Source organism: Hymenobacter sediminis (genome assembly GCF_003231285.1).
Taxonomy (GTDB): domain Bacteria; phylum Bacteroidota; class Bacteroidia; order Cytophagales; family Hymenobacteraceae; genus Hymenobacter; species Hymenobacter sediminis.
This window is the reverse complement of record NZ_QKNS01000004.1, coordinates 474,082-494,976: the sequence shown is the minus strand read 5'-3', so window position 1 is coordinate 494,976 and position 20,895 is coordinate 474,082. Positions and strand designations below refer to the sequence as shown.

The following is a 20,895-nucleotide window of genomic DNA, read 5'->3' as shown; positions in this document are numbered from 1 at the left end:
TTTGTGGATAAGAGCACAAAGCCCCCGACCCGGTTGCACCGGACCGGGGGCTTTTCTCAACCTAGTAGGTAGAGGTGGCTAGAGCGGGTTATTTGCCCTGCTGCTGGCGCTGCATCTCCTCCAGCTGGCGCTGAATATCGGCTGCGTTTGGCTGGTTGGCGGGGGTAGGCGGAGCATTCTTCACGTCTACTAATTCCACGTCGAAGCGCAGAATAGCATCAGCCGGAATGTCGGCGCCGGCGCCACGCTGCCCATAGGCCAACGACGAAGGCACTAGCAGAAAGCCTTTCGAGCCTTTGGTGAACTGGGCGATGCCCGCGTCCCAGCCCGGAATTACTTGACCTTGGCCCAGCACGAAGTCAAACGGCTTGTTGCCCATTTTCTCCGACGAGTCGAACACTTTGCCGTTTTCCAGCAACGAGCCCTTGTACAGCACCGATACCAACTGGCCAGCCTTAGGCTTGGCACCAGCACCGGGGGTAGTTACAGCGTAGTACACGCCCGAAGTGTCTTTTTCAACCTTCAGGTTATTCTTCTTAATGTAAGCCTGCAGAGTTACATCATCGGTTTTGATCTGAGCTTTGGCGCGGGCCTGCATTTTCTGCGGCAGCTCCATCTGCATCTTCTGCACGTCGGCCATCGCCTCGTCGCGGGTCTGGACTTTGTCCACCTTCACGTACATGGTCATGGTGTTACCGGCTTTCTTCATGAAAGGCGGCACAGGCTGACGGAACGACTTAGCAAAAATGGTATCCACGTTAAAGCGGAAGATGGCCGAGTCGCCGGGTTGCAGTAGGCTGATGGCTTCTTCCAGTCCGCCGCGCTGCTCCTTGCGCACAGAGTCCAGCGGCACGCGCACAGGGTAGTTAAACTGCTGCTTGCGTGAGTTAAATAGGATAGAATCCTTAGCAGTGCGGTATTCTACGTGCAGGGCCATAATCTTGCCCACGCGGTCTTTGTAGGTCGGGTCCCCTTCGGCGCCAATTTCGCGGGAGTCATACTTGCCGCTGCCGGTGCTTTTGAAAACTTGGTATTCAATCCCCGATTTGGTCTTGCTGAAATCACCGCCTTTGTTGCAGGAGGCGAGGCCCAGAACGCCGGCAGCAAGGGCCAGGCTCAGAAGGTTGCGTTTGAGGAGCATGAAAGGGTTTAGCGTTATGACAGAATGAGTGCCCAAGTTACACCGAATTATACCGATGGTGGTGTAACGGCCAGCGGAGCCGTAACCAACTGGGTCTGATAGTCCGGTAGCAGGCTCAGGAAGCGGTCTACGGTATCCTGCAGCGGATCGTGGCTGATGCCGCCAGCGGCATTGTGGTGCCCGCCGCCGTTGAAATGGCGGCGAGAAAACTCGCTTACGGAGAAGTCGCCTACGGAGCGGAAGGAGATTTTGACGGCTTGGGTGCGGTCAATCAAAATGGCGGCAAACACGATGCCCTCAATGCTGAGTGCGAAGTTTACCAGCCCTTCCGTATCACCGGTTTTCGAGTGATACTGGCGTAGTTCATCGGCCGTAATGGCAATGTAGGCCGTGTTATACTCCCGCAGCACCGTGAGTTTGTCCTTCAGCACGAAGCCTAGGAAACGCAGGCGTTCCTCGGAGTGCGAATCGTAAATGCGGCGGTGCACATCCGAAAGGTTGATGCCAGCACTCAGCAGCTCGGCAATAATCAGGTGCACATTCCGCGAAGTGCTGGGGTGGCGGAACGAGCCCGTGTCCGTCATGATGCCCGCATATAGACATTCGCCGATACCCGTATCAATCAGGTCTTGGTCGCCCAGGTCGCGGATTACTTCAAACACTAGTTCAGCCGTAGCGGCTGCCTTGGAGTTGGAGTAGTCGAGGTCAGCAAACTGCTCCGGCTCCTGGTGGTGGTCGATGAGGACCTTGGTACCGGGAGCCTGCCGGATGTACTCGCCCAACTCATTGATGCGGCCGAGGCAGGAGAAATCAAGGCAAAACAGCACCTCAGCTGTTCCGATGATTTCGCGTACCTGAGCGTCATTTTCGCGCGGCTCGTACACCACTACCTCGTCGTTGCCTGGCATCCAGGCCAGGAAGTTAGGGTAGTCGGAGGGGGTAACCACCGTGACGGAATGGCCCTTCTTGCGGAGGTAGCCAGCCAAGCCTAGCGACGAGCCCAGCGCGTCGGCATCGGGCTTGTGGTGAGTGGTAATAAAAATCTGTCGGGGTTGCGCCAGCAGCTCCTTCAGCTCAGATATTGTGGACATTGCCTACGGGGTAGGTGACTGAATTCCGGTCGATTAGGCCGCGTACAAAGGCGGCAAAAGTCGTAAATATTCTGGGTTCCAACAAAACCCCTGGGGGAAAGGTGCGTTTAAGGCGCTCATTGTCCCCGTAAGTCTAGCATACACTTTTGGGGAATACTTCAGTTCCACCGTGCAATGCCGGCTAAACCCCCTACTTTTGCGCCCGCAAACCCGCGTTGCTCTTTCAAAAAGATTTCATTTCAACCCTAACCATACGACAGCCCCATGGCCACGAACCGCACATTCACGATGATTAAGCCCGACGCTACCCAGGAGAACCACATTGGTGGCATCCTGAGCATGATTGAGGAGGGTGGCTTCCGCATCGTTAGCTTGAAAAAAGTACTGCTGACCCCCGAGCGCGCCGGCCAGTTCTATGAAGTACATAAGGAGCGTCCCTTCTACGGTGACCTGGTGAAGTACATGTCTTCGGGCCCTATCGTAGCGGCTATCCTGGAGAAAGACAACGCTGTGGCCGACTTCCGTACGCTGATTGGTGCAACCAACCCGGCTCAGGCTGCTGAAGGCACCATCCGGAAGAAGTACGCCAAGAGCATCGAAGCCAACGCCGTACACGGCTCCGATTCTGATGAAAACGCTCAAATTGAAGGCAACTTCTTCTTTACTGCCGACGAGCAGTTCTAAACCAAAAAGCATCAGAGTAGTTATTTTTGCTCTGACTCTTTTATCGAAAAAACCTGCTTCACAGCTTGTGAAGCAGGTTTTTTTGTTTGCTATATACAGACTACTTATAAACTTATTTTATACCAATTGCATACTAAGTAGCTTTTCGAAGCGGATGCTAGCCCACTTATAATTGCTATCATCGCTTACTCTTTATTTAAAAGCGAGACTTAGTATTTGGGCAGCTTGGCAGTTAACAAAATACAATGGCCAGCCTGCACTTACAGACTGGCCATTGGTTTAGGTATGCAAAATAGGGGAGTAAAGGGTGTAGCCTACCCTATGCCTGTTCAACGCTCAAGAGCGGTTCCTCCGCGGTTTCTGATACTTCCTGCGGATTGTGCTTGTGCTTAAACAGAATAACGAACAGCACGGCAATAACTAAGGCGTAGGCTGCAAACGTCAGCCAGATGTTATGCCAGTCCTTGGTTTGATCAACGGGGTTAGTGAAGTACTTCTCAATTACGATACCACTGACGGAGCTGCCGAGCACGGCGCCGAAACCGTTGGTCATCATCATAAACAAGCCCTGAGCGCTGGCCCGGATAGAGGACGTAGTCTGAGTTTCCACGAACAGCGAGCCGGAGATGTTGAAGAAGTCGAAGGCCATGCCGTACACGATGCACGAGAGAATAATCAGCCAAATGCCAGGGGAGTCAGGAGTGCCAAATGCCAGCAGACCGAAGCGCAGTACCCAGGCAACCATGCTGAACAGCATCACTTGCTTAATGCCAAAACGCCGCAGGAAAAACGGAATAGCCAGAATAAACAGCGTCTCCGAAATCTGGGAGATAGACATGATAATGGCCGGATACTTTACCGCAAACGTATCCTGGTAGGCGGGTACCTTGTCAAAATCGTGTAGGAAGGTGTCGCCGTAAGCGTTGGTAAGTTGCAGGGCAGCGCCCAGCAGCAGCGCGAATAAGAAGAAGGTGAGCATCTTGGTGTCGCGCAGCAAAGCAAACGACTTCAGGCCCATCGCATCGACCAGTGAACGGCTGGAGGCGCCTTTGGAGGGCGGTGGGCAGGCGGGCAATGTGAATGAGTACAGTCCGAGAGCAAAAGCAGCTGCCGCTGCAACGTAGAACTGATTAGCTGATTTCTCGAAGCCCAGCAGACTAACCAGCCACATGGCCGCAATGAAGCCAATGGTGCCCCACACCCGGATAGGGGGGTAGTCTTTTACCACATCCAATCCCTCGCGCTTGAGTACCGAGTACGATACGGCAATGGACAGCGCCAGTGTTGGCATATAAAACACCATGTTCAGCAGAATCACCCAGAAGAAGGTGCCGGGGTCTGAAACCAGCGGAACCGTGCACAGCACTGCGCCGCCCAGAATGTGCAGCACCCCGTAAAGCTTCTCGGCGTTTATCCACTTATCGGCCACAATGCCCATGATCGAAGGCATGAAGATGGACGCCAGGCCCATAGTGGAGAAAATGGCACCGAACTCAGCTCCCGACCATTGCTTTGTCTGAAACCAATATGCGCCAATGGTTATCAGCCACGAGCCCCAGATAAAAAACTGTAAAAAGCTCAGAATTGTGAGACGCAGCTTCGTACTCATGCAACTACGGTTGAGAAAAAAGAGGGGACAAAATTTCGAACCTAAAGATACAAGAATTCTACCCGGCTGATGGGACGCTAGATTCTGACCGCGCCGAGAGTTGAGCCACAACCAAGGGGTAGGGGCAAAAAAGAAAGGCTGCCGTAGCGGCAGCCTTTCTGGGCATTAAGAGGGGTAGGGACTAGCCAATTTCCGCGAAGCGGCGGTTTACTTCATCCCAGTTGATGGCGTTATAGAAGGCCGCGATGTAGTCGGGGCGCTTGTTCTGGTACTTCAGGTAGTAGGCGTGTTCCCACACGTCGAGACCCAGAACGGGGATGCCTTTGCAGCCAGTATCGGGCATCAGCGGATTGTCCTGGTTGGGCGTAGAGCAGATTTGCAGCGAGCCATCGGGTTGCTTGCATAGCCACGCCCAGCCCGAGCCAAAGCGGGTGGTAGCAGCCTTCGTGAATTCTTCTTTGAACTTCTCGTAGCTGCCAAAAGCCTTGGTAATAGCCTCGCCAATAGCCCCGGTAGGCTCACCGCCGCCGTTCGGGCCCAGAATGGTCCAGAATAGAGAGTGGTTCCAGTGGCCACCGCCGTTGTTGCGAACGGCCGCCGGTGCTGAGGCAATGTTGTGCATCAGCTCTTCCAAGCTCTTGCCTTCCAACTCGGTGCCAGCAATTGCATTGTTGAGGTTCGTTACGTAGGCCTGGTGGTGCTTGGTATGGTGGATTTCCATGGTTTGCGCATCAATGTGCGGTTCCAAGGCATCGTAGGCGTAAGGCAGTTGGGGCAGTTCGAAAGCCATAACAGAAGGGTTTGATTGGTGGAAAGAGGAAACGACGCAGCCGCTCCGGATTACCTGCAGCTATAACCGCCAAGGCGGCCTCAGGGTTACGGAGGCCGCCAAAAGTAGACTATTTCCGCTTTTGCGCGAAGAACTCCCGCATCAGGTCTTCACACTCATTGCTCAGGATGCCGCTCACAAGCTCGGCCCGTGGGTGCAGCAGGTTGCCGTGGCGCCGAAATCCGAACTTCGGCTCGTGGGCTCCATACACTACCCGCCGTACCTGCGACCAAGCTGTGGCACCGGCGCACATCACGCAGGGTTCCACGGTCACGTACAAGGTGCAGTCGGTGAGGTATTTGTTGCCCAGGTGGTTTGCCGCGGCCGTCAGGGCCAGCATTTCGGCGTGGGCCGTTACATCCTGCAGCTTCTCGGTTTGGTTGTAGGCCCGTGCAATAATGCGCTTGTCTAGCACCACTACCGCACCAATCGGAATTTCTTCTTCTTCAAAAGCGTAGCGCGCCTGTTTCAGCGCCTCCCGCATGTACTGCTCATCGGAATAAAGCGAAAGAGTCATAGGCAGTGAATTTGTGGAGTTGTGAAGAATGAGGTTGTAAGGGGCAGGTTAGCCTACACTTCACAATTTCACCACTTACTTCATGGTTATGCTACCCATTACGGCTTGGGCAATGGGCTGCCACTGAGCCTGCTCCTCGGCGGGGGCCACGAAGGTAAAAACGTAGAGCTGGTTGCCTTCAATGGCGTATTGCACAAACTGGTATTTGCGCACGGGAGCCAGATTACCACCCCGACGGTTGTCCGTTACCGTCGAAACGAATTCCAAGGCCACGTAGTCGCGCTTATTAACGGTGCGAATGTCTTCCTGTAGAAACTGCACCTTGGTGTACATGTTCTGAATGCTGGCCTTGTAAATCTTGAGCAGCAGCGCGTAGTCGCGGTTGCTAAAGGTGGTAGGCTTCTGGGCTACGCTCAGGTCGATACGGCCGCTGGGGTTGCTGAATACGGCCAGGGGCTTACGCGCTGCCGGGTATTTGGCCGCAATGCCATCGTCAGGCAGAGCCGCGAAACCTTCCGGTACGCCCATCGTGATGTTCTGGGCAATGGGCGTCTTCTTTAGCTTCGGCCCGTCAAACGCTACCAATACGCTCAGCACCAGCAGGAAGGAAGACAGTCGGAAAAATCGAGTAATGGTCATATCAGAAGAAAGACGGGGTAGGGAAACAAAGCCTACCAGGTAAGGAGGAAATTAGCCAGGCTCCGCAAAAGCAAAGCTCCGAAGCCCTAACGACTTCGGAGCGTAAAAAATCTGCCTAGGCGTACATCAAGCAACAGAATGAGTCTGGGGTATCCGACAACTCTGCTTAATCCGTGATTTAGCGACGTTTCTTGGAAACCGGAGCCGAAGGGTATTTGATGCTCACTTTCTTCCAGTACACGTAGTTGCCGGTTTTGGCCTCGATGAGGTAAGTGCCGGCCGGAATGCGGCCCAGGTCTACGGGCTCTCCGGTGTTGTTTTGCGGGTCAAGCTCGGTGGTATATACAGCCTGCTTCTTGTAGTTGGTCATCACCAGTGTACCAGGTTTGGTAAACTGCTGGGTGAAGCTAAGCATGATGCTCTGGCCGCTTGAGGAAGGGAATACATCGATGCCCGAGAGAGTTTCCACGCGCTTAATGGGCCCGTTCAGCGTTACCGGCTCTACCTCCGACTTAGCTTTTACTTCCGTGCCGTTAGCAGCCTTGGATTTGGTTTTAACCTTGGTCTGGGCCTGGGCGGCTGAAAAAGAGAGCAGCGTGGCAGCCAGGGCGAGCAGAACGGGGCGTTTCATATAGAGTAAAAAGGGTTGTGGCACCTGAATGTTGGTTCTGGGAAAGCAGTTTGCATACTCCGTGCCGGATTTGGGGGTAGCAGACAAAAAAGGCAGCGGCGGGAATGAAATCATCGTTTTTCTCAACTCTACACCAGCGAAGTACCGTTCCCGGCCCGACGTTTTTTCAGCATTTGACTGAATTTCCTGCCTACCTTCGCTTCTATTATAGAACTCAGTCCTGAGGAGTCAAAAGCGAGAAAATCCGGCTGGCCCGGGCTTTTTCCTTCTTCTCAGTGCTAAGGTCTCACTTCTCAGCTCTAACAAAATGCTCCGGACTCATACCTGCGGCGAATTGCGCCCCGAACACATTGGTTTAACCGTTACGCTTTGCGGCTGGGTACAGCGCACCCGCGACAAAGGTGGCATTTTGTGGGTTGACTTGCGTGACCGGTATGGCATTACGCAGCTGGCTTTGGAAGAGGGGGTAGAAACCGCGGAGGTGCGTGAGCAGGCGCGCCAGCTCGGCCGGGAGTTTGTGCTGAGCGTAACCGGCAAAGTTTCGGAGCGTCACTCCAAAAACGACAAGATGCCCACTGGCAGTATCGAAATCCGGGTGGAGAGCATCACGGTGCTGAACCCGGCTAAGTTGCCACCCTTCTTGATTGAAGACGAAACTGATGGTGGCGACGACCTGCGGATGAAGTACCGCTACCTGGATTTGCGCCGCAACCCGGTGCGCCAGAACCTGATGCTGCGCCACCGCGTGGCCCAGGCTACTCGCCGCTACCTCGATGGGCAGCAGTTTATTGAGGTGGAAACTCCTGTACTCATCAAAAGCACCCCGGAAGGAGCCCGCGACTTTGTAGTGCCCTCCCGCATGAACGCCGGCGAGTTTTATGCCCTGCCCCAGAGCCCCCAAACCTTCAAGCAGCTGCTGATGGTATCGGGGTTTGATCGGTACTTCCAGATTGTGAAGTGCTTCCGCGATGAGGACCTACGCGCCGACCGCCAGCCGGAGTTCACTCAGATTGACTGCGAAATGTCGTTTGTGGAGCAGGAGGATATTCTCAGCACCTTCGAAGGGCTGGTGCAGTACCTGTTTCGGGAGGTGAAAAACCTGGAAATCGGGACGCTACCCCGCATGACCTACGCCGATGCCATGCGCTTCTATGGCAACGACAAGCCCGACACGCGCTTCGAAATGAAGTTCGTGGAGCTGAATGAGGTAGCCAAAGGTCACGGCTTCCCGGTGTTTGAAGCCGCCGGGCTGGTAGTGGGCATCTGCGCTACCGGCGCGGCCTCCTACACCCGCAAGCAGCTCGATGAACTGACGGAGTACGTGAAGCGCCCTCAGATTGGCGCTACCGGCCTGGTGTACGCCCGCGTGGAAGCCGATGGCTCGGTGAAGTCGTCGGTGGATAAGTTTTACTCTCAGGAAGTGCTCCAGAAGTGGAAAGCAGCATTCAACGCCCAGCCCGGCGACCTGCTGCTCATTCTGGCCGGCGAACCGAACAAAACCCGCAAGGCCCTGAGCGAGCTGCGCCTGGAAATGGGCCAGCGCCTCGGCCTGCGCGACAAGGACACGTTCTCGGCTCTGTGGGTGGTTGATTTCCCCTTGCTCGAATACAACGAGGAAGAAGGTCGCTACTTCGCCATGCACCACCCCTTCACCTCGCCCAAGCCCGAGGACGTAGCCCTGCTCGACTCGCCCGAGACCATCGGGGAGGTGCGGGCCAACGCCTACGACATGGTGATTAACGGGGTAGAGGTAGGGGGCGGCTCCATTCGCATCCACGACCGCGCAGTACAGGCCCGTATGTTCTCGCTGCTGGGCTTCTCCGATGAAGAAGCCAAAGCCCAGTTCGGCTTCCTGCTCGATGCTTTTGAGTACGGTGCCCCACCCCACGGAGGCATCGCCTTCGGCTTCGACCGCCTCTGCAGCCTCTTCGGCGGCGCCGACTCCATCCGCGACTTCATTGCCTTCCCCAAGAACAACTCCGGCCGCGACGTGATGATCGACTCACCCTCGCCCATTTCCGAGGCGCAGCTTAAAGAGCTGAGTATTGCTACGGCAGTGGTAGGGAAGTAGCAATTGATATTGGGCTAAACAAGAAAGCGGCTTCTGATGCATCAGGAGCCGCTTTTTAACTTATTGCTTGTCAAAAATCCAGCCGGTTGATTGGTCAAATTCTTCTCTCTCCTCCGGTGTCATTCTGTCGCGCAGAAGCTTGACGGTATAACCTCCCTCCAATCGGTTATCCTTGGTGTAATTCCAGTCAACCACAACAGTAGTGTCTATGCGGACTTTCTGTCCTGCAACGACTTGAGTAGTATATTCGGGCGTATTGTCTACAGTGCCGTACCACTGACCATCTTCAAAAACTGGGTCACCGATCCATAGAAACTCCCTTTGCTCACCATCATCGTAATGAACCTTGACGGCTGGGTTGGAGATGGTCGAATCAGGTTTGCTGATATTGGTCAGAAACTTAGGCAAGGTAGCTTTACCCTGTTTCATAGCGTGGTTCATTTCCGCATCCTCAGTCCTTACATTATAAATAGTAGGCTTGCCCGGTCGCTCTACTTTGTCAGTTGGAGGAGTACAGCTGGTAAAAACAAGTAAAATACAGGTTATCAGAAGGATACTGATTCTCATGAGTGAAGAAGAGGTGCCGTTCAAATATAGATAGGGCAATGTTGCTTCTTTCAGAAATAATTAGATATTTGTCTAAATACCTAATCAATCTTGAACGCTCTCTTCAAAACCCTCAACGACCCCACGCGCCGTGCTATTCTGGAGTTGCTGCGCGAGCAGCCGCGCACCGCCGGCGAAATAGCCGAACACTTCCAGTTCTCGAAGCCTACCATCAGCCACCACCTCGATTTGCTTCGCCAGGCCGAGCTGGTGACGAGCGATAAACAGGGCCAGTTTGTGACTTACACCCTGAACATGACCGTGATGGACGAGCTGCTGAGCTGGCTCCTACAATTTAAACCCAGTAACGATACTAGTGCGAACCTATGAAGCCTACTTTCTCTATCTGGACACTATTGATGCTGTTAGCGCTGGTGCTGCCGGTTGCATATCTGGCGTATACCTGGCCCGCGCTACCGGCCCAGATTCCTACCCACTTCAATGCGGTCGGCACTGCCGATGGCTTCACGGCCAAAGAGAACATGTGGCTGCTGTGCCTGGGCTTGCCGGTAGGTACTTATCTGCTGCTAACTTTCCTACCCCGCCTCGACCCTAAAAGGCGGCTGGATGCCAACACCACGAACTATCAGAAACTGCAGCTGATACTGGTGGCCCTAATGAGCGGCCTCAGCCTGTTCAGCCTCTACGCGGCCCTGCACCCCGCCGTGCAGCCGGGTCGGGGGCTGGCGGTTGTCATGGGCGTGTTCTTTGCCCTCATGGGCAACTACCTGACCGCCGTGCAGCCCAACTACTTTGTCGGGTTCAAAACGCCTTGGGCCCTGGAGTTTCCGCTGATTTGGGCGCGCACGCACCGCCTGGGCGGATGGCTGTTCTTTGCTACCGGAGTGCTGAGCGCGTTTTTGGCTTTGGCCTGGTCAGGGGAGGTAGGCATGGGCGTGCTAGTGGCAGGCGTGCTCGGTACAACGGTTGCCGTGTACGCGTACTCCTATTGGCTATACCGGCAGGAAATGGCCGCGGCAAAGTAAGGAACGAGGTAGATCAGGAGAACGGCCCGCGGGGTAGCAATAAAGCCAGCAAACAATTCAATTCTGGCGGTTTCTTCTATCTTTCCTATTCTTCCCCCTCGCTTCCTACCCGTGCCTGTATGCGCCTGCTCCGCGACCTGAAACTTGATGAGGTGTTCGTGCTCGACATTGAAACCGTGCCCTGTGTGAGTTGCCACGACGACTTGGAGGAGATGCTAAAGGAGCTGTGGGAACACAAGTGCCACGCCCTGCGGCGCGAGAAAGGCTGGATTTCTCACCACGACCACATTGCGCCCTTACCTGATGCCCTGCACGCGGCTGCTTTGTTTGAGCAGGCAGGCATTTACGCCGAGTTTGGCCGGGTAGTGTGCATTTCGCTGGGGCGGTTTCGGTACGGGGCTGATGGAGAGCTACGCTTCAGTGTGAAATCCTTTTATGGGCACGATGAGCGGCAACTGCTTCAAGAATTCAGTGCCGTCATCAGCCACCGTCCTCATTTCCGGCTGTGCGGGCACAACGCTAAGGAGTTCGACCTACCCTACCTCTCACGCCGCATGCTTATCAACGGGCTGCCTCTGCCATCTCACTTAGATGTAGCCGGCAAAAAGCCCTGGGAAGTGCCGCATCTGGATACGATGGAACTCTGGAAATTCGGCGACCGAAAATCCTTCACGTCTCTGAGTTTGCTGGCGGCTATGTTTGGCATCCCTACCCCCAAAGACGACATCCAAGGCAAGGATGTAGCTCGGGTGTACTACGAGGAGAATGACCTGCCCCGCATTGCGCGCTACTGCCAAAAAGATATTGTAACCACGGCCCGGTTGCTACAAAAGTTTCGGGGCGATGAGCCCTTCGCCGACGATGCCATTGTGTATGCCGACCAAGAGACGATACTGCGGCGGGTTTGACAGGACAAGTAGGGTAGGGAGATAGTGCCGTGTGAGTGATTTGTAGCTCAACCAGAGAAGGTTACAGTGGCAATAGTGAGAATTTATTAATGCACCATTACGTAATGATTTTAATAATTAATTGTACTTTGTGCTATGTTGGACAGTAAGGGAAAGCATAATCATGGAGAACACTACATCACACACCTCTCAGGTATTCTTTACCGATGAAATTGTAAGTCGGTTAGCGCAAGACATTCACGAAAACCCGACCGCCATATGGGGCGCATTGGGGCAAATTGTACCCCTAGTAGCACACTCCCTGGCTGGTAGAGCGGCCGGGCCTGATGGTCCGGAAGCCATTTGGAAACTTAGTCGGGAGGCCTACGGGGCCAGCGTTCTGGAAACCATTACCGGGCCGGGTCAAGAAAACTGGCTGCAGCGCGGCGAGGCGTTGATGCGCGGCCTGTTAGGCGAAGGCTATCATTTTACGGGGTTGCGCATAGCTGCCGCTGCCGGAGTAAGCTCGGCCGCCGTCACACACTTGCTGAGCGTAACGGCGGTAGCGGCCCTGGGCATAGCCGGCGAGTACAGCCAGGAGCACAACTTCGATGCGCCAGCCCTGGCCCGGTGGCTCCAGCAAGACGAAGATGGCCTCCGGCGACTTATGCTTGCTGGTGCAGCCCACCCACATGCCGCTGATACCAGACGTGAGCCGACTCCTCTACCAGATGTAGCCAAAACTACTGCCCTGGCCGAGACTGCGCCAAGCAATGGCGCCTGGATGCCGGTTGGCGGCGGTCGCACCTTCACGCCGGCTCCGGTAGCGCCCGCGCCCGCCCCATCGTCTATTGCCAGCCAGCCCTGGATATGGGGGGTATTACTCCTGACGGCAGTCGGACTGGGTTACTTTTTCGGTCACGATTCGGGCAACAACACGGGCAGTTCCGTAGCTGGGCTAGTTACGACTAGTACGGCCGCTACCCCCCCAGCCACCTCCAATGCCACCGCAGCAGGCCGCTACGACCCCGTCAACGACAAATATATCTACGACACGGGTCAGCCCTTAATTCTTCGTCTAGCTGATGGTACTACTCAAAAAGTGGGCGCTACCTCAACCGAAAATCGGCTGTACACTTTTCTGGCCGACCCAGCTATGCAGGTAGATTCGGTAAACCGCACCAAGGGCTGGATCAACTTTGACCGGGTGTATTTCGAAACGGCCCAGACTACGCTGACGGACGAGTCGTTCCAGCAGTTGCGCAACGTAGCCAGCATTCTGAAAACCTTTCCGAATGCCATGGTGAAAATTGGGGGCTACACCGACAGCACCGGCAATGCTCTGAAGAACTTCCAGCTCAGCGAGGAACGAGCCAAAACGGCTATGCTGGTTCTGGCAAGCTCCGGAGTTGACATCAACCGGATTCAGGCCAAAGGCTACGGCGGCAAATACTTTATCACGCCGAACACCACGCCTGAAGGGCGCGCCCTGAACCGGCGCATCAGCATCCGGGTAGTAAAAAAGTAAAGTCGGTAGTGCCTGGTGCATATAAATAACAAGAGCGGCCCTTATGGAGCCGCTCTTGTTGTTTGTCAGAGGGTAGGAAATCTGCTAGAGAATCCCGGCCACCAAACCTGGCAGTACACCCAGCACTACCGTTAATAAGGCCAGCAGCAGCAAAGCCGCCGACTGAAAGCCTGTTACAGGTACGGGGGGAGCGGTGGTTTCATCCTCAGCATCGCGCATGTACATGGCAATGATGGGACGCAAGTAGTAGTAAATGCTCACCATCGACATAACCACGGCAAATACCACGAGGCCGATGTAACCATTTTCGACGGCAGCCGAGAAGATAAAGAACTTACCGAAGAAGCCACCAGTGAGCGGGATGCCCGCCAATGATAGCATAGCTACCGTCATGACGAAGGCCAGCAGCGGGTTGGTTTTGGCAAGGCCATTCAGGCCGTTGTAGTCTTCCCGCATACGGGCATCGGCTACTAGCTTCAACACCCCGAATGAGGCTACCGTAGCTACTGAATAAGCTAGGGAATAGAAGAAAAGGCCATTAGCCGAAGCGCCTTCCAACTGCCCGTTGAACGCTACCAGCCCAATCAGCAGATAGCCTGCATGCGATACGCTTGAGTACGCAAGCATCCGTTTGGCGCTGGTTTGGGTTACGGCACCTACGTTGCCGAGCAGCAGTGTGAGTACACACATAGCCGTTAGGGTAGGCAGCCACACGCCCTGGGCCGAAGCTGCGGGGAAGGCCTGCACCAGTAGCTTGAGGAAAGCCGCGAAGCCAGCCGCTTTTACCACCGTGCTCATAAAAGCGGTGAAGAAGGTAGGCGTACCCTCATACACATCGGGCGTCCAGAAGTGGAAGGGTGCGGCCGATACTTTGAAGCCCATACCGATAAACATCAGCAGCATGCCGATGTAGAGCATAGGCGTGAGCGAGGCATTGACGGGGTTCTGTACCGCAAAGCTGATATCGCGCAGTACAAAGGTTCCGGTAGCGCCATACACTAGGGCCATGCCGAAGAGCAGGATGCCCGTGGTAAAAGAGCCCATTAGGAAATACTTCAGAGCTGCTTCATTGGAGCGTAAGTTGCGCTTATCGGAACCGGCCAGCACGTACATGGCAATGCTCAGAGTTTCAACGCCCAAAAACAGCATCAGTAGGTGATTGTAAGCCACCATCATAATGGCGCCTACCAGCGAGAACAGCAGCAACGAGTAGTATTCGGCCAGGTTGGCCTCGCCGTCTTGCGCGTATTTCTGAGAGAAGGGTAGGAGCACCAGGGCCGTTAATACCACGATACCTGTGAAGGCTACCGAGAAATTATCGACTACCAGCATGTCGTTGAAAAACGACTGCGAGGTGCCCCAATCCAGAAAGTTGACACCGAACACCACCGCCAGCATGAGCATGGCAGCCGGAAGTAGCAGCCGGTTAGAGCGGCGGAACCCTAGAAATAGGTTACCGAGGCCCAGAACGGAAAGCAGAATGATTGAATTCATTAGCGTGGGAGGAAGCAGAAGCAGCCGCAGCTGCAGGCTACCATCAGTTTAGCGTTTTACTACCTCGTTCAGAATGTTCATCACACTGCCTTCCGACAGGTGCAGGAAGGTGCCGGGGAACAAACCAATCCAGAAAACTAGCACGATGAGCGGCACCAGCAGCGCCAACTCCGCGCCGGTAAGGTCCGTGAAAGTGGCGGTGAACGACGAATCCGGGCCCAGCATCACGCGCTGGAACATGCGCAGCAGGTACACCGCGCCCAGAATGATGGTTACACCGGCTACGGCGCCCATCCAAGCGTTGTACTCAAACACACCTTCCAGCAGCAGGAACTCGCCTACGAATCCATTGGTAAGGGGTAGGGCCACGGTGCCCAATAGCAACACTAGGAAGCACACCGTCAGGACAGGCGCCTGGCGGGTCAGGCCGCCTAGGTCGGCAATGGTACGGGTGCCGGTGCGGCGCTCAATGGCGTCGGCAATGAAGAACATGCCCACTACGTTCACGCCGTGAGCCAGCATCTGAATGCTGGCGCCTTGCAAGCCAATATGGGTCAGGGAGAACACGCCGGCAATCATTAGGCCTACGTGCGAGAGGGAGGAATAAGCAATCAGACGCTTCACGTCTTGCTGACGGATGGCAATGATGGCGCCGTAGATGATGCCGATAATAGCCAGAATCAGCACCAAGTTCTGCCACCGATCAACGCCCAGCGGCACTACGGGCAGCAGCCAGCGCATGCAGCCATAAATACCCATTTTCAGCATGATGCCTGAGAGCAGCATGGTAGCCGGGGCTGGAGCCTCGGTGTAAGTATCGGGCTGCCAGGTATGGAAAGGGAAGATGGGCATCTTCACGGCGAAGGCCGCGAAAATCAGCCAGAACAACCACATCTGCGTTTCAACCGGCAGGTTCAGGTTGTAAAACGAAGCCAGGCTGGAGTTGTGCGCGGCCAGACCATCAGGAGAAGCGCCAGTCTGGAAGTAGAGGTACACGAAGCCAGCCAGCATGAACAGCGAGCCGACGATGGTGTAGAGGAAAAACTTGAACGTGACCTTGGCCCGGTTCACTCCACCCCATACACCAGCCAGGAAGTAAATCGGAATCAGGGCTACTTCCCACATGAAGTAGAACAGGAAGGCATCCTGCGCCGTGAATACGCCAATCAGACCGGTTTCCATGAACAGAACCAAGGCGTAGAATACGCTTTCGTTCTCGAAGTTGCGGCGGAAAGCGGCCAGCAGAATAATGGGTACTAGGAAAGCTGTCAGCAGCACCAGAAGCAGGCTGAGGCCGTCCATGCCTACCGCGAACTGAATGCCAGCTGAAGGAATCCAGTTGAGGTTGTAGGAGAATTGCCCGGCGTGGTTGGAGTTGAAGGTGAAGGCCGCGTAGGCCGCCAACACAAGTTCGACCAGCGCCGCGCCGAACGCCGCCACCCGGGCAGCGCCGCCTTTAAAGAAGTGCAGCAGCAGGGCGGCCGCCACGGGCCAGAGTAGGAGAAGGACAGTCAGCATTAGCTAATCAGGTTATTCCGATGACGCCACAATTGATGTGAAGCAGCAACTTCTTTATCAGCAGGCGACAATTTGAGCGCAAGATGAAGGGCGTAAAACCACCCAATGATGGTCCAGCCCCAGAGCAGATTCAGGAAAAATAAGGTGCGAGCGTTCTGTTGGTGCCGCCCGAAAATAGCGGGCATCAAATAGCAAAGCAGAATGAACAGGGTTCCACATAAGGAGAAGCCGGGTTCAAACACATCCGCTAAAAACAAAACGCCTAGCATAAGCCTAAAACTTCACGAAGTTTAGCGCCAGCACCAGTACAATGCCTACCACCATCAGGATGAGGTAGGTTTCCACGGAGCCAGTTTGCACGTAGCGTAGCAGCTGCCCGCCACCCATGGTCAGGCGGCCGAGGCCATTCACGATGGGGTCGATGATGCCGTTCTCCACGAAGCGGTAAAGACCGCGCGAAAGGCCCATGATGGGGCGCACGAACAGGGCGTTGTACAGCTCGTCGATGTAGTATTTGTGGTACACCAGGTTCTCGGGAGCCGAGCGGTGCGCTTCGTCCTCGGCCGGGCGCACGCCGCGGCTCACGTACTGCACATAGGCAAACACAATACCCAGTACGCCCGCGCCTACTGATAGGCCAATTAGCATGAGCTCAGTTGCATGGTCAACCTCTAAGCCAAATGCTTCCGGGTTCAGCTTGCGGGAGTAGGTGAACAGCGGCGCGAGGTAATTGGAGAGGTAGGCATTTTCTTCACCCAGGAAGAAGGGTGCGTTCATGAAACCACCCACGGCAGCCAGGATGGCGAGCACAATGAGGGGTAGGGTCATAGACGCTGGCGACTCGTGCAGGTGGTGCTTCTGCTCCTCGGTGCCCCGGAACTCGCCGAAGAAGGTGAGGAATAGCAGACGGAACATGTAGAAAGCCGTCAGGAAAGCCGTGAACAGACCTACCGCGTACAGAGCCTTGCTGTGCTGGTAAGCGTGCAGCAGAATTTCGTCTTTCGAGAAGAAGCCCGAGAAGGGCGGAATGCCGGCAATGGCCAGGCAGCCTACTAGGAAGGTGATAAACGTAATGGGCAACGACTTCCGCAGACCGCCCATGCGGCGCATATCTTGCTCATTGCTCATGGCATGAATCACGGAACCTGCCCCTAGGAACATTAGCGCCTTGAAGAAGGCGTGGGTCAGGACGTGGAACAGAGACGTGCTGTAGCCCATCACGCCAAGGGCCAAGAACATATAGCCCAGCTGTGAAACGGTGGAGTAGGCCAGTACCTTCTTAATATCGTTCTGAGCCAGACCAATAGTAGCAGCAAACAGGGCCGTAGCACCGCCGATGATGGCAATAACTTCTAGCGTATCAGGAGCCAGCGTGAACAACACGTTGGCGCGGATAATCATGTAGATACCCGCCGTCACCATGGTAGCGGCGTGAATCAGGGCCGAAACAGGGGTAGGGCCGGCCATTGCATCAGGCAGCCAGGTATAAAGCGGCAGCTGAGCCGATTTACCGGTGGCACCCACGAAGAGGAGCAAGGTAATGGGAACAACAATGGCTACCGTGTAAGGACCGAAATCTTGGTTGAAGGCCTTCTGAAATACTTCGGCATACTGAACCGAGCCGAAAGCGGAGTAGATCAGGAAGATGCCGAGCAGGAATCCTAGGTCACCAACGCGGTTGATGATGAATGCTTTCTTAGCGGCGTTGTTGTAGCTGGTGTTCTTATTCCAGAACCCGATGAGCAGGTAGGAGCACAGCCCCACGCCTTCCCAGCCGATAAAGAGAATCACGAAGTTGGCGCCCAGCACCAGCACCAGCATGCTGAACACGAACAGGTTCAGGAAGGAAAAGAACTTGCCCACGTTCTCGTCGTGGTGCATGTACCCGATGCTGTACACGTGAATCAGGAAGCCCACCCCCGTTACCAGCAGCAGCATAATCAGGCTGAGCTGGTCAATCTGGTAGGAGAACGGAATTTGCAGGGAGCCTACCCGAATCCACTCAAATAGCGTGACGGTGTAGGGATACTGGAAATTGGCAAACAGCGTAGCCGAAATTAGAAACGAGCCCAGCACCGCGGCCGAGCTAATCATGCCGGCTACCGTGCCCGACAGGCGGCGGTTCAGCAGCCCGTTGATGAGAAAGCCCAGAAACGGCAACAGCGGAATGAGCACGTACAGGAAAGTCGAGTACGGTGCGCTGGCAGCGGGTATTACTTGTTCTTGCATAAGCAGGGATGCAGAATCACATGGTTATCCTTCGCGAAACCAAAGACTTCTACCATGAGGTAAGGTTGCGAACAAGGCAACGGGTAGGAGACTAAGGTCCGCGGTTTGATAACCGCGTGAAATCAGAACTTCAGGCGGTTAAGCAGATTGACGTCAGTACTCTGAAGGTTGCGGTAAATCATCACGATGATAGCCAAGCCCACCGCTACTTCGGCGGCGGCCACGGCCATGATGAAAAACACGAAAACCTGTCCGTTGGGGTCAGCACGGTAGGCTGAGAAAGCCGTCAGCAGCACGTTTACGGCATTGAGCATCAGCTCCACGCACATAAAGATGATAATGGCATTACGTCGGGTGAGCACGCCTAACACTCCGATGGAGAACAAGGTGGCGGCGAAAAAGACGTAGTACTGTAGAGGTACCGTTTGGATAACCTGCGGTATGTTCTGGTCCATGCGGTAAGGCTGACGGCGAAAGGACGCCCTTCCTCACGGATGAGGTAAGGGCAACTAGCCGGCAAAGGTATCCTGAAATTCGGAAAACGCCACCCTTAAATCGGGCTCTGCCGGGCAGAATCAGGGCAGAAAGGAGTGGGCTGGTCAGGAAGTAGCATCTGGTTCCCACCTGGGCCATTACTCAAGGGTGGTTTAACCGCCGAAAGAGGGTAGGAAATGCGGTGTGCATACGTTGCGCCAAGCCCGGAACACTTCGGCTATCTTACCTTCGCTTTCTGAACTCTCAACTTTCCTTCCGAATGAGCATTACTATCAGCAGCCTCGCCGAGCTCCAGCAATATGAAGATCAGGAGCTGGGTATTTCCGGCTACCACGTTATCAGCCAGGAGCAAATCAACCAGTTCGCCGCCGCTACCCTCGATTTTCAGTGGATACACCTAGATGCCGAACGCGCCCAAACGGAGTCGCCTTTTGGTGCTACCATTGCCCACGGCTACCTGACGGTTTCACTTTTGCCCTACCTCTGGAATCAGATTGTAACTATTGAGAATCTGAAGATGCAGGTAAACTACGAGATTGAAAGCCTGCGCTTTAACCAAGCCGTGACGGTTGGGAGCAGTGTGCGGTTACGTGCCAAGCTCTTATCGGTGAAGGATTTGCGCGGCATTGCCAAGGCGCGAATAGAGGTAACACTGGAAATTGAAGGCAGCCGCAAGCCAGCCTATACCGGCGTTATCACGTTCCTGTATCATTTTATATAAAGCGAGGGGCCCTGCCTGCCGACTTCCTAGGGGGTAGGCGGGTAGGGCCGCGCAATTATTTCTAATTCTTATAAAGTATTTTACCCACTCCGGCGTCTGCTGGAGTAGAATGGAACCTATCGCACTACCCCTCGATGCTTCGCTGATGACGGCTGGCCACCAGGACCTGCAAATTCAGGAAGCCGTGCGCACCCAGCGCGGGCGGCTGCTGGCCTTTATCCGACGACGTATTCCGGATGAAGCCGAAGCCGAAGACGTCCTGCAGGATGTTTTTGCCGAACTGGTGGAAAGCTACCGTATGCTGAAGCCGGTGGAGCAGGCCGCGGCTTGGCTGTTTCGGGTGGCGCGCAACAAAATCACGGACCTCTATCGCCGCAAGCGCACCACTTCCCTGGAAGATGAGCTGGCCCGCGGCCACGATGATGAGGAAAATTCCTTGCTTCTGGCCGATATTCTGCCCGCTCCTGATGACGCGCCGGAAAATCGACTGTTGCGCGAAACCCTGATGGAAGCTCTTGCCGACGCTTTGGCGGAGCTACCCGTTGCCCAGCGTCAGGTATTTATCTGGCACGAATTGGAGGACAAAACGTTCCGGGAAATGGAGGAGGAAACCGGCGTACCGCTGAAGACCTTAATTTCTCGCAAGCATTACGCCGTGCAACACCTGCGCAAGCGTCTGCAGACGCTCTACTCCGAGCTGTTTACAGATTGATGCCTGGAAAATAAGCCTACCCCCGAAAAGCACCGAATAGATAGTACACACCGCAACTCAACGCCGGCCTCTAGAAACACAGCCTTCTTTATTAGGCCCGGCGTTTCTACATAAAAACTCTCATGAATCGCTCCTACTGGCTGCTGCGCGGCCTTAAGTTTATTCTCTTTGGTGCCCTGTTCATTGCGGCGGCCGGTTTCCTGACCATGAATCTTTGGAACTGGCTGGTGCCGGCCCTGTTCAATGGTCCTTTCATCACGTTCTGGCAAACGTTGGGCCTGCTGCTGCTTTCCCGCATTCTGTTCGGCGGCTGGGGTAGGGGCAACCGGCGCGGAGCCTGGGCGCGACGTCAGAGAATGTGGAAGCAAAAAATGGATTCCCGAATGGCATGCCTTACCCCGGAGGAGCAGGAAAAATTCCGCCAGAAAATGCAAGGGGCCTGCTCCGGTCATCCTTGGATGGCGCGCCGCTCTCCCGAAAGCTCTAGCTCTGCTTCCTCCTAGATCT

At 55.0% G+C, this 20,895-nt stretch carries 22 protein-coding genes; 9 read left to right on the top strand and 13 right to left on the bottom strand.

What is annotated here, in order from left to right:
- Window positions 1–88: 88 nt before the first annotated feature.
- Window positions 89–1,141 carry an FKBP-type peptidyl-prolyl cis-trans isomerase gene (locus DNI29_RS13705; RefSeq protein WP_110978670.1) on the bottom strand — a complete coding sequence of 351 codons (1,053 nt, stop codon included), beginning with the start codon at window positions 1,139–1,141 and terminating at the stop codon, window positions 89–91.
- Window positions 1,142–1,188: 47 nt separating this feature from the next.
- Window positions 1,189–2,232 carry a DHH family phosphoesterase gene (locus DNI29_RS13700; RefSeq protein WP_110978669.1) on the bottom strand — a complete coding sequence of 348 codons (1,044 nt, stop codon included), beginning with the start codon at window positions 2,230–2,232 and terminating at the stop codon, window positions 1,189–1,191.
- A 264-nt stretch (window positions 2,233–2,496) separates the two neighbouring features.
- On the opposite strand from DNI29_RS13700, the gene DNI29_RS13695 reads away from it, so the two are divergent.
- Window positions 2,497–2,916 carry a nucleoside-diphosphate kinase gene (locus DNI29_RS13695; protein ID WP_110978668.1) on the top strand — a complete coding sequence of 140 codons (420 nt, stop codon included), beginning with the start codon at window positions 2,497–2,499 and terminating at the stop codon, window positions 2,914–2,916.
- 319 nt (window positions 2,917–3,235) lie between these two features.
- Here the strand turns inward: DNI29_RS13695 and DNI29_RS13690 are convergent, their stop codons facing one another.
- From DNI29_RS13690 to DNI29_RS13670, 5 genes are all read right to left on the bottom strand, one after another.
- On the bottom strand, window positions 3,236–4,525 hold the full coding sequence (locus tag DNI29_RS13690) for a nucleoside permease (RefSeq protein ID WP_110978667.1): 1,290 nt from the start codon (window positions 4,523–4,525) through the stop codon (window positions 3,236–3,238).
- 181 nt (window positions 4,526–4,706) lie between these two features.
- Window positions 4,707–5,315 (bottom strand): superoxide dismutase, encoded by a 609-nt coding sequence (locus DNI29_RS13685; RefSeq protein WP_110978666.1) that lies wholly within the window; start codon window positions 5,313–5,315, stop codon window positions 4,707–4,709.
- A gap of 109 nt (window positions 5,316–5,424) precedes the next feature.
- Window positions 5,425–5,871 carry a nucleoside deaminase gene (locus tag DNI29_RS13680; protein ID WP_110978665.1) on the bottom strand — a complete coding sequence of 149 codons (447 nt, stop codon included), beginning with the start codon at window positions 5,869–5,871 and terminating at the stop codon, window positions 5,425–5,427.
- Between the two features lie 75 nt (window positions 5,872–5,946).
- Window positions 5,947–6,510: a hypothetical protein gene (locus DNI29_RS13675; RefSeq protein WP_110978664.1), complete on the bottom strand. Its 564-nt coding sequence runs from the start codon at window positions 6,508–6,510 to the stop codon at window positions 5,947–5,949.
- 178 nt (window positions 6,511–6,688) lie between these two features.
- Window positions 6,689–7,141, bottom strand: a complete 453-nt coding sequence (locus tag DNI29_RS13670; RefSeq protein WP_110978663.1) for a T9SS type A sorting domain-containing protein — start codon at window positions 7,139–7,141, stop codon at window positions 6,689–6,691.
- Window positions 7,142–7,448: 307 nt separating this feature from the next.
- Here DNI29_RS13670 and aspS point away from each other — a divergent pair, with 307 nt between their 5' ends.
- Window positions 7,449–9,212: an aspartate--tRNA ligase gene (aspS, locus tag DNI29_RS13665; protein WP_110978662.1), complete on the top strand. Its 1,764-nt coding sequence runs from the start codon at window positions 7,449–7,451 to the stop codon at window positions 9,210–9,212.
- Window positions 9,213–9,272: 60 nt separating this feature from the next.
- On the opposite strand, the gene DNI29_RS13660 is transcribed toward aspS, so the two are convergent.
- Complete coding sequence (locus DNI29_RS13660) at window positions 9,273–9,779, bottom strand: YegJ family protein (protein ID WP_110978661.1); 507 nt, start codon at window positions 9,777–9,779, stop codon at window positions 9,273–9,275.
- 90 nt (window positions 9,780–9,869) lie between these two features.
- Between DNI29_RS13660 and DNI29_RS13655 the strand changes: the two genes are divergently transcribed.
- From DNI29_RS13655 to DNI29_RS13640, 4 genes are all read left to right on the top strand, one after another.
- The gene (locus DNI29_RS13655) at window positions 9,870–10,148 is read left to right on the top strand and encodes an autorepressor SdpR family transcription factor (protein WP_110978660.1); all 279 of its coding nucleotides are present in this window, start codon (window positions 9,870–9,872) and stop codon (window positions 10,146–10,148) included.
- Window positions 10,145–10,804: an SdpI family protein gene (locus DNI29_RS13650; RefSeq protein ID WP_110978659.1), complete on the top strand. Its 660-nt coding sequence runs from the start codon at window positions 10,145–10,147 to the stop codon at window positions 10,802–10,804. The genes DNI29_RS13655 and DNI29_RS13650 overlap by 4 nt, the downstream gene beginning before the upstream one ends.
- A gap of 119 nt (window positions 10,805–10,923) precedes the next feature.
- A complete protein-coding gene (locus tag DNI29_RS13645; protein WP_202910456.1) occupies window positions 10,924–11,712 on the top strand; it encodes a 3'-5' exonuclease in 789 nt (262 codons plus the stop codon).
- A gap of 163 nt (window positions 11,713–11,875) precedes the next feature.
- The gene (locus DNI29_RS13640) at window positions 11,876–13,219 is read left to right on the top strand and encodes an OmpA family protein (RefSeq protein ID WP_110978658.1); all 1,344 of its coding nucleotides are present in this window, start codon (window positions 11,876–11,878) and stop codon (window positions 13,217–13,219) included.
- A gap of 84 nt (window positions 13,220–13,303) precedes the next feature.
- On the opposite strand, the gene DNI29_RS13635 is transcribed toward DNI29_RS13640, so the two are convergent.
- From DNI29_RS13635 to nuoK, 5 genes are all read right to left on the bottom strand, one after another.
- On the bottom strand, window positions 13,304–14,713 hold the full coding sequence (locus tag DNI29_RS13635) for an NADH-quinone oxidoreductase subunit N (protein WP_110978657.1): 1,410 nt from the start codon (window positions 14,711–14,713) through the stop codon (window positions 13,304–13,306).
- A gap of 48 nt (window positions 14,714–14,761) precedes the next feature.
- Window positions 14,762–16,231: a complex I subunit 4 family protein gene (locus tag DNI29_RS13630; protein ID WP_110978656.1), complete on the bottom strand. Its 1,470-nt coding sequence runs from the start codon at window positions 16,229–16,231 to the stop codon at window positions 14,762–14,764.
- Window positions 16,231–16,416 (bottom strand): superinfection immunity protein, encoded by a 186-nt coding sequence (locus DNI29_RS13625; RefSeq protein WP_238388095.1) that lies wholly within the window; start codon window positions 16,414–16,416, stop codon window positions 16,231–16,233. The genes DNI29_RS13630 and DNI29_RS13625 overlap by 1 nt, the downstream gene beginning before the upstream one ends.
- Window positions 16,417–16,504: 88 nt before the next feature.
- Window positions 16,505–18,460, bottom strand: coding sequence for an NADH-quinone oxidoreductase subunit L (nuoL, locus tag DNI29_RS13620; protein ID WP_110978654.1), 1,956 nt, complete (start codon window positions 18,458–18,460; stop codon window positions 16,505–16,507).
- 122 nt (window positions 18,461–18,582) lie between these two features.
- Window positions 18,583–18,915 carry an NADH-quinone oxidoreductase subunit NuoK gene (gene nuoK / locus DNI29_RS13615; protein WP_110978653.1) on the bottom strand — a complete coding sequence of 111 codons (333 nt, stop codon included), beginning with the start codon at window positions 18,913–18,915 and terminating at the stop codon, window positions 18,583–18,585.
- 299 nt (window positions 18,916–19,214) lie between these two features.
- Between nuoK and DNI29_RS13610 the strand changes: the two genes are divergently transcribed.
- The 3 genes from DNI29_RS13610 (at window position 19,215) to DNI29_RS13600 (ending at window position 20,891) form a co-directional block, all read left to right on the top strand.
- Window positions 19,215–19,676: a MaoC family dehydratase gene (locus DNI29_RS13610; RefSeq protein WP_110978652.1), complete on the top strand. Its 462-nt coding sequence runs from the start codon at window positions 19,215–19,217 to the stop codon at window positions 19,674–19,676.
- Between the two features lie 109 nt (window positions 19,677–19,785).
- Window positions 19,786–20,388, top strand: coding sequence for an RNA polymerase sigma factor (locus tag DNI29_RS13605; protein WP_238388089.1), 603 nt, complete (start codon window positions 19,786–19,788; stop codon window positions 20,386–20,388).
- Window positions 20,389–20,510: 122 nt separating this feature from the next.
- Window positions 20,511–20,891: a hypothetical protein gene (locus DNI29_RS13600; RefSeq protein ID WP_110978651.1), complete on the top strand. Its 381-nt coding sequence runs from the start codon at window positions 20,511–20,513 to the stop codon at window positions 20,889–20,891.
- Window positions 20,892–20,895: the final 4 nt, after the last annotated feature.

Coding starts and splice junctions, on each gene's coding strand:
- DNI29_RS13645 (WP_202910456.1), top strand. CDS start 10,924: ATGCGCCTGCTCCGCGACCTGAAACTTGATGAGGTGTTCGTGCTCGAC.
- aspS (WP_110978662.1), top strand. CDS start 7,449: ATGCTCCGGACTCATACCTGCGGCGAATTGCGCCCCGAACACATTGGT.
- DNI29_RS13605 (WP_238388089.1), top strand. CDS start 19,786: ATGGAACCTATCGCACTACCCCTCGATGCTTCGCTGATGACGGCTGGC.
- DNI29_RS13630 (WP_110978656.1), bottom strand. CDS start 16,231: ATGCTGACTGTCCTTCTCCTACTCTGGCCCGTGGCGGCCGCCCTGCTG.
- DNI29_RS13695 (WP_110978668.1), top strand. CDS start 2,497: ATGGCCACGAACCGCACATTCACGATGATTAAGCCCGACGCTACCCAG.
- DNI29_RS13650 (WP_110978659.1), top strand. CDS start 10,145: ATGAAGCCTACTTTCTCTATCTGGACACTATTGATGCTGTTAGCGCTG.
- DNI29_RS13610 (WP_110978652.1), top strand. CDS start 19,215: ATGAGCATTACTATCAGCAGCCTCGCCGAGCTCCAGCAATATGAAGAT.
- DNI29_RS13635 (WP_110978657.1), bottom strand. CDS start 14,713: ATGAATTCAATCATTCTGCTTTCCGTTCTGGGCCTCGGTAACCTATTT.
- DNI29_RS13690 (WP_110978667.1), bottom strand. CDS start 4,525: ATGAGTACGAAGCTGCGTCTCACAATTCTGAGCTTTTTACAGTTTTTT.
- DNI29_RS13700 (WP_110978669.1), bottom strand. CDS start 2,232: ATGTCCACAATATCTGAGCTGAAGGAGCTGCTGGCGCAACCCCGACAG.
- DNI29_RS13640 (WP_110978658.1), top strand. CDS start 11,876: ATGGAGAACACTACATCACACACCTCTCAGGTATTCTTTACCGATGAA.
- DNI29_RS13670 (WP_110978663.1), bottom strand. CDS start 7,141: ATGAAACGCCCCGTTCTGCTCGCCCTGGCTGCCACGCTGCTCTCTTTT.
- DNI29_RS13600 (WP_110978651.1), top strand. CDS start 20,511: ATGAATCGCTCCTACTGGCTGCTGCGCGGCCTTAAGTTTATTCTCTTT.
- DNI29_RS13625 (WP_238388095.1), bottom strand. CDS start 16,416: ATGCCCGCTATTTTCGGGCGGCACCAACAGAACGCTCGCACCTTATTT.
- nuoL (WP_110978654.1), bottom strand. CDS start 18,460: ATGCAAGAACAAGTAATACCCGCTGCCAGCGCACCGTACTCGACTTTC.
- DNI29_RS13680 (WP_110978665.1), bottom strand. CDS start 5,871: ATGACTCTTTCGCTTTATTCCGATGAGCAGTACATGCGGGAGGCGCTG.
- DNI29_RS13660 (WP_110978661.1), bottom strand. CDS start 9,779: ATGAGAATCAGTATCCTTCTGATAACCTGTATTTTACTTGTTTTTACC.
- DNI29_RS13675 (WP_110978664.1), bottom strand. CDS start 6,510: ATGACCATTACTCGATTTTTCCGACTGTCTTCCTTCCTGCTGGTGCTG.
- DNI29_RS13705 (WP_110978670.1), bottom strand. CDS start 1,141: ATGCTCCTCAAACGCAACCTTCTGAGCCTGGCCCTTGCTGCCGGCGTT.
- nuoK (WP_110978653.1), bottom strand. CDS start 18,915: ATGGACCAGAACATACCGCAGGTTATCCAAACGGTACCTCTACAGTAC.
- DNI29_RS13685 (WP_110978666.1), bottom strand. CDS start 5,315: ATGGCTTTCGAACTGCCCCAACTGCCTTACGCCTACGATGCCTTGGAA.